6 protein-coding genes and 1 pseudogene are annotated in these 6,732 nt (G+C 66.6%); all 7 read right to left on the bottom strand.

The window, feature by feature from the left end; genetic code table 11:
- Positions 1-734 (bottom strand): annotated as a pseudogene (locus tag ACERLL_RS06145) (peptidase domain-containing ABC transporter); the annotation flags it as partial.
- 248 nt (positions 735-982) lie between these two features.
- Positions 983-2,452, bottom strand: a complete 1,470-nt coding sequence (gene rng / locus ACERLL_RS06140; protein ID WP_373655190.1) for a ribonuclease G — start codon at positions 2,450-2,452, stop codon at positions 983-985.
- Positions 2,449-3,042 carry a Maf family protein gene (locus ACERLL_RS06135; RefSeq protein WP_373655189.1) on the bottom strand — a complete coding sequence of 198 codons (594 nt, stop codon included), beginning with the start codon at positions 3,040-3,042 and terminating at the stop codon, positions 2,449-2,451. The genes rng and ACERLL_RS06135 overlap by 4 nt, the downstream gene beginning before the upstream one ends.
- Before the next feature lie 17 nt (positions 3,043-3,059).
- On the bottom strand, positions 3,060-3,470 hold the full coding sequence (rsfS, locus tag ACERLL_RS06130; protein ID WP_373655188.1) for a ribosome silencing factor: 411 nt from the start codon (positions 3,468-3,470) through the stop codon (positions 3,060-3,062).
- A complete protein-coding gene (gene nadD / locus ACERLL_RS06125; RefSeq protein ID WP_373655187.1) occupies positions 3,445-4,098 on the bottom strand; it encodes a nicotinate-nucleotide adenylyltransferase in 654 nt (217 codons plus the stop codon). The genes rsfS and nadD overlap by 26 nt, the downstream gene beginning before the upstream one ends.
- Positions 4,099-4,135: 37 nt before the next feature.
- Positions 4,136-5,395: a glutamate-5-semialdehyde dehydrogenase gene (locus ACERLL_RS06120; protein ID WP_373655186.1), complete on the bottom strand. Its 1,260-nt coding sequence runs from the start codon at positions 5,393-5,395 to the stop codon at positions 4,136-4,138.
- 167 nt (positions 5,396-5,562) lie between these two features.
- Positions 5,563-6,600: a DNA polymerase III subunit delta gene (gene holA, locus ACERLL_RS06115; protein ID WP_373655185.1), complete on the bottom strand. Its 1,038-nt coding sequence runs from the start codon at positions 6,598-6,600 to the stop codon at positions 5,563-5,565.
- Positions 6,601-6,732 lie beyond the last annotated feature (132 nt).

Genomic DNA, 6,732 nt, shown 5'->3' with positions numbered 1-6,732 from the left:
TGGATGATCAGGTACTGCCGGACCCAGGTCATTACCGAGCTGAAGACCATGAACATGAACAGCGCCACGGCGATCACACCCAGGGTGTTCAGCGCCTCGTGAACGATGGCCTTGTCGATGATGACCTGGGTGAACAAGGGGGTGGCAAGGCCCAGGACCTGAATGAACAAGGAAGCCAGCAGGACGTCCCGCCAAATGGGCTTGTAGCGAAGCAGCTCGGGGATGAACCAGCGGAAGCCGAAAGACTGTCTGTTCTCTATACCCTCCGGTTCGGCGCCTCCATCGTCTTCGACTGCCCGTAGGACAACCACCTCAGATTTAAAATGCACCTTGAAAGCCGAGATAGGCAGCGTTCTAGGCTGTTCCTCATCCGGGATGAAATAGGTCAGCTTATTCTCATTGGATTCAACTATTAGGGCAGGGCGAACAGTGTTTCCTCCATACTCCTCCTCACCTTGCTGCTCTTCCCATTCACCCGCTTCTTCATCACCGTCGGACTGGAAAAAGGCTAGACAAGGAACATCCAGCCCCTCTAGGCCATGCTTTCCTATCTGTTTTGTTTCCGCCTCAACGCCATATTCGCCCAAAGCCGAAAGTATTTCGGCCTGATCGTAAGGCGGAGGGAAACACTCCAGGGCTTGTCCGGACTCAAAGGGAATCCGGTTCAAATGACATGAACTAGCCAGCGCCCAGAAGAAATCTTCGGGGTGTAATTCGCTTTCAAGGTGCTCCATAGTCCCGCACGAAGGTCCAAGGCAGCTCCTCAGACCTCCCCCCTTTTTTCAATCTAGGAATACCCCAAAATAGGTATGAAAAAATGTCAACAGTGTCGGGGATTTAAATGATCAACAAGCGGGCTGGCAATCGACCATAACTGATGGGAGAGAACGGTTAAGGTCTAAGGAAATTCAAAGCGGGGCCTCCAAAACCAAGGAGGGCCGTTGCTCTGTTACAGGCTGGCTACCTGATCCCGAAAAAAACCCTACAGCACCACCACATCAAACTGCTCCTGGGTGTAACCGGCCTCGGAGCGCAGGGTGATGGACTTGCCGATGAAGGCCTCCAGGTCGGCGAGGCCCTTGCTCTCCTCGTCGAGTAGGAGATCGACCACGGAGGGGTTGGCCAGGATGAGGAGCTGCTCGGCGGGGTACTGGCGGGCTTCACGCAGGGTCTCGCGGAAGATCTCGTAGCAGACGGTCTGGAGGGATTTCACCACGCCCCGGCCCTGGCAGTAAGGACAGGACTCGGTCATGGTGCGCTCCAGCGACTCGCGGGTGCGCTTGCGGGTCATCTCCACCAGGCCGAGCTCGGAAAAGCCCACCAGATGGGACTTGGAGCGGTCGCGGGAGAGCGCGTACTCCAGGGCGCGGAACACGCGCTCCTGGTGGTCGGACTTCTCCATGTCGATGAAGTCGATGATGATTATGCCGCCCAGGTTGCGCAGGCGGAGCTGGCGGGCGATGGCCTGGGTGGCCTCGAGGTTGGTCTTGAGGATGGTCTCCTCGAGGGTCTTGCGGCCGACGAAGCCGCCGGTGTTCACGTCGATGGAGGTGAGCGCCTCGGTCTGGTCGATGACCAGGTAGCCCCCCGACTTGAGGTAGACGGTGCGGTCCAGGGAGCGCTGGATCTCCTCCTCCACCGAGTAGAGGTCGAAGATGGGCCGCTCGCCGGGGTAGTACTCGATGCGGTCGGCAACCTCCGGGACGAAGTCGCGGGCGAAGGTCTGGATCTGGTCCCAGGTCTCCCGGGAGTCGATGCGCACCTTGTCCATCTGCTCGTCCACCATGTCGCGCATGGCACGCATGGGCAGCGTGAAGTCCTCGTGCACCAGCGCGGGCGCGCGCACGGCGCGGATGTCCTGCTGCAGGGACTCCCAGAGGCGGCGCAGGAAGCGCACGTCGCGCTCGAACTCCTCCGAGCGCACCCCCTCGCTCACCGTACGGACGATGAAGCCGCCCGGCTCCTCGGGCGGATGGAGCGCCTCCACGGTCTCCTTGAGCCGGGTGCGCTCCTCCGCCGTCTCGATGCGGCGCGACACGCCCACCCGTTCGATGTAGGGCATGTACACCAGGAAGCGCGACGGCAGGGTGATCTGGGTGGAAACGCGCGCCCCCTTGGTGCCCAGGGGGTCCTTATTGGCCTGGACCACCACCTCGTCGCCCTCGCTCAAGAGGTCGGTGATCTTCGGCTCCTCGCCGTTGCGCGGCAGATCCGTGCCCTCCGGGGGCAGCACGTCGGAGGCGTGCAGGAAGGCCGCCTTCTCCAGGCCGATGTCGATGAAGGCCGCCTGCATGCCGGGCAGGACCCGGCCCACCCGCCCCTTGTAGATGTTGCCGACGATCCCCCGCGAGCGGGGCCGCTCAATGTGGACCTCCTGCAGGAGGCCGTTCTCGACGATGGCGACCCGCACCTCCTGCGGGGTCACGTTGATCAGGATCTCGCTCCCGCTCAAAACGCCCCGGCCCCGAATCTCCGCAATAGCTGGTCCGTTTCGTACAGGGGCAGGCCCATGACCGCGGAGTAGCTTCCGGTAATCCGCTCCACGAACACGGCGCCCCGGCCTTGAATGGCGTAGGCACCGGCCTTGTCCATGGGCTCGCCCGTTTCGATGTAGGCTTCGATCTCGTCCGCCTCAAGCGCCCGCATGCGCACCCGGGTTCGGCTCAGGCGGCTTTCGGTTGTGTGTCCGTCGCTGATGGCCACCGCGGACAGGACCTCGTGCTCCTGTCCCGAGAGGGCGGTAAGGTGGCGGCGGGCACCGCCGGGATCCTGGGGCTTACCCAGTATCGCTCCGTCCAGCTCGATGGCGGTGTCCGCCCCCAGAACCAGGGTACCTCGGCCGTCCGGGAGGCCGAGGACTCCGGCCCCGGCCATGGCCTTGTCCCGAGCGAGGCGCTCCACGTAGGAAGCCGGCGGCTCCCCGGCCCGCGGAGCCTCGTCCACCTCGGACTCCACGGGCTGGTGGGGGACGCCGATCTGATCCAGGAGCTCCGCCCTGCGGGGCGAACGGCTGGCGAGGTAGAGGGAGGAGGAATCGCGCATCCGGGCGCCGGACCGGCCTAGTGCTCGGAGGCCGGTCCGGAGCCGCTGTCCGGTTCCCCGGACAGGATGTCGGTCCAGAGCTCTTCGAGGTTGTAGAAGGCCCGCGTCTCGGCGCGCATGACGTGCACGATCACGCCACCCAGGTCGAGGAGTATCCAGTCACCGCTCTCCGCGCCCTCGATGCCGTTGGGCTGGAAACCGGCATGCTTGACCTCTTCCTGGAGGTGGTCGGCGATGGATCCCACATGGCGATCCGACGTTCCGGTGGCAATGACGAAATAATCGGCGAACCCGCTGCGCTCCGATACATCCAGGGTCTGGACATCCTTGGCCTTGCGGTCGTCGAGGACGGTCTGGATGATCTCCAGCATGCGGTCCGCTTCTTCCTTGTTCGCGGTCGGCTTACGGTTCTTGGCGATAGAGGCCATGGGCTGAGATGTATTCCTCCACTTGCTGGGGCAGCAGGAAGCGCGGGCTCTCCCCCGCCGCCACCATGGTCCGGATGGCGGTGGCGCTGATATCGAGGCGGGTCACATCGAAGGCCATGACCGACCCGGCCGGACGTTCGTGGAGCACGGCAGGATCCTTCGTCCAACGGCCCTCCAACGCGCCGGAAAGCTCCGGATCCAGCGCCTCCAGGGAGGTTCCGGGACGGCGAACGGCGGCGATATGGGTCAGCTCGAGCATGCGCTCCCACTGGTGCCAGTGGTTCAGTTGGGTGAAGGCGTCACTGCCTATAATAATTAGTATGGGCCGCTCCCCCAAACGTTCCCTGAGCCATTCCAGGGTACGCACCGTGTACGAGGGACCGGAGGCCTCCGCCTCCCAGTCCAGCACGCCCAGGGTGGGATGGCCGGAAACCGCCTTTCGGGTCATGGCGAGGCGGTGGGCCGCCGGGGTCTTCGGGGCGGTTCGGTGCGGCGGCTCCCCGGAAGGCACCAGCACCACCCGCTCCGCACCCACCCGCTGACGAACCTCCTCCCCCGGCCGCAGGTGGCCGAAGTGGACGGGATCGAAGGTCCCGCCCAGGAGCAGCAGCGGACCTGTTCCCTCCAAGGGATCGCGCGCTTCGGCCTCCGGGCTCAATGCGCGCTCAACCGCGGGTCTGGCCGGAGCCCAGGACCACGAACTTCTCCGTGGTCAGGCCCTCGAGGCCCACGGGGCCGCGTGCGTGGAGCTTGTTGGTGGAGATGCCGATCTCCGCGCCGAGTCCGTACTCGTAGCCGTCGGCGAAGCGGCTGGAGGCGTTCACCATCACCGAGGAGGAGTCCACCTCGCGGAGGAAGCGCCGCGCCCGCGAATAGCTCTCGGTGACGATCACGTCCGTGTGGCCGGAGCCGTATTCGGCGATGTGGCTCAGGGCCGCGTCCAGGTCCGCCACCACCCGGACCGCAAGGATGGGGCCCAGGTACTCGGTGGACCAGTCCTCCTCGCTGGCCTCCGCCGCGCCGGGCACCAGCTCCCGGGTCCGGGAACAGCCGCGCAGCTCCACGCCGGCGTCCCGGAACCGCTCGCCGAGATGGGGCAGCACCGATTCGGCCACCGCCGCGTCCACCAGTAGGGTCTCCATGGTGTTGCAGGTACCGTAGCGCTGGGTCTTGGCGTTGAGGGCGATAGACGCGGCCTGGTCCAGGTCCGCGTCGGCGTCGATATAGGTGTGGCACACCCCCTCCAGGTGCTTGATCACCGGCACCTGGGAATCAGCAGCAACGCGCTCGATGAGGCCCTTGCCGCCGCGCGGGATGATGATGTCCACGTATTCCGGCATGGTCAGCAAAGCGCCCACCGCGGCGCGGTCCGGGGTATCGATCACGGACACCACCCCCTCGGGCAGGCCCACCTCGGCAAGCACCGTGCGCATGATATGGCTGATGGCGCGGTTGGAGGAGAGGGCCTCCTTGCCGCCGCGCAGGATGGCGGCATTGCCGGACTTCAGGCACAGCGCCGCGGCGTCGGCGGTGACGTTGGGACGCGACTCGTAGATGATACCGATGACGCCCAGGGGCACGCGCATCTTGCCCACCTGGATGCCGCTGGGCCGCGTGCTCAGGCCGTTGATGGCGCCCACCGGGTCCGGCAGCCCGGCCACCTGCCGAAGGCCGTCCGCCATGGCCGCCACCCGGTCTCCGGTGAGCTCCAGGCGATCCACCAGGGCGGGGTCCAGCCCCTCGGCACGTGCCCGTTCCAGGTCCTCGCGGTTTGCAGCTTGGATATCCGCGGCCTGGGCCTCGATGCGGTCCGCCATGGTCAGCAGGGCACGGTCCTTCAGCCCCGGATCGAGCCGGTTCATCTGCCGAGCCGCCTCGCGGGCCGAGCGGCCCAGCTCCTGCACGTATGCGGTAACGTCGTCCATGGTCCTCTCTCCCTGAACCGCTTCTGCATTTGCGGCCTTCCATTCACACCCGTTCGGGAAGCAGCCCCGAAGGATCCGGCAGGTTCGATCGCGGCGGGGGCGGCCGCTCCCACATGGACTCCCTTAGGCCGCGGAGCCCCGACCCGCCAGAGTGGGCACCTTGTGTCTCAAGCCTCTGCCACCAGCCCCGTATCCACGCCGGCCAGCGCCAGCACGGCATTCTCCAGGGTGCTCCAGGGATCACCGCCCGCTACCCCCTTGCTCATGCGGTCCACCCGGGCGAGCGCCTGCAGCACGGCCTCCGCCTCGCCGTCTCGGAGCGTGCGGGCCAGCTTCTGGGCCACCTGCTTGCGCGGCGGGAACAGCCGCAGCTCCTTGCAGGCGGCTTCCAGGTCCCCGCCGCGCCGATAGCGGTCCCGAAGGATAATCAGGTTGCGCACCTCCCGGGCCAGGGCGCCCACCAGCGGCGGCAGCTCGGTGCCCTCCGCGCGCAGGGCGCCGAGCGCCCGCACCACCCGCCGGGGCTCGCGGGCCAGCGCCGCCTCGGCGAGGTCGAAGACCGAGAAACGGGCCTGGTCCCCCACCGCCGCCAGCACGGCGTCCGTGTCGAGAGTCGCCGGACCACCGCCCACGTGGAGCACCAGCTTCTCCACCTCCCCGGCGGCGGCCTCCAGGTTGCCCTCCACCCGTTCCGCCAACAGGGTGAGGGCATCCCGCGAAACCTCCAGACCGTGCGCGGCCAGCCGCCCGCGCAGCCAGTTGGGGAGCTCCCCCCGGCGCGGCGCGAACAGGGCCAGCGTCTCGCCGGCGGCCTCCACCGCCTGGAACCATTTCTTCTTCTGGGCCTGCTTGGACTGGTACCCGGTGGTCAGCAACAGAACCACGTCCGGCGCGGGATTCGCGCAGTACTCCTGCAGCCACTTGCCGCCCTCGTCCTTGGGCGCCCCGCCCCCGTAATGGATCTCCACCAGGCGCCGGGCGGCGAACAGGGAGGGCGCCGCCAGCTCCTGGCGGATGACGGTGTAGTCCACCTGGTCGTCCGCCCGGAAGGCGTGACGCTCCACCTCGGGATCCGCCAGCACGGCGGACCGCACGCTGCGCGCCGCCTCCTCCCGCAGGAGCGGGGCGTCGCTGTGGACCAGGACCACCGGCGGTGCAGAGCCCCGCAGACGCTTTTCCAGTTCCTCGACGGAGCGCAGGGCCATGGTCAGGGCTTCCTCGGTATTGTGGCTCGCATTTGCCTGCCCCGCCCTTGCCTGCGGAGGCTTGCGGGAACGGTCCATGACCGCGATGAATAGGTCCTTCCGGCAAGTCGCGGCCGGAGGCCGATCCCACAG

This window comes from Thiohalorhabdus sp. Cl-TMA (assembly GCF_041821045.1).
GTDB classification, from domain to species: Bacteria; Pseudomonadota; Gammaproteobacteria; order Thiohalorhabdales; family Thiohalorhabdaceae; genus Thiohalorhabdus; species Thiohalorhabdus methylotropha.
Note: the sequence above shows the minus strand (reverse complement) of the source record. Positions and strands in the feature narration are given on the sequence as shown.

Coding starts and splice junctions, on each gene's coding strand:
- ACERLL_RS06135 (WP_373655189.1), bottom strand. CDS start 3,042: ATGCGCGATTCCTCCTCCCTCTACCTCGCCAGCCGTTCGCCCCGCAGG.
- rsfS (WP_373655188.1), bottom strand. CDS start 3,470: ATGGCCTCTATCGCCAAGAACCGTAAGCCGACCGCGAACAAGGAAGAA.
- ACERLL_RS06120 (WP_373655186.1), bottom strand. CDS start 5,395: ATGGACGACGTTACCGCATACGTGCAGGAGCTGGGCCGCTCGGCCCGC.
- holA (WP_373655185.1), bottom strand. CDS start 6,600: ATGGCCCTGCGCTCCGTCGAGGAACTGGAAAAGCGTCTGCGGGGCTCT.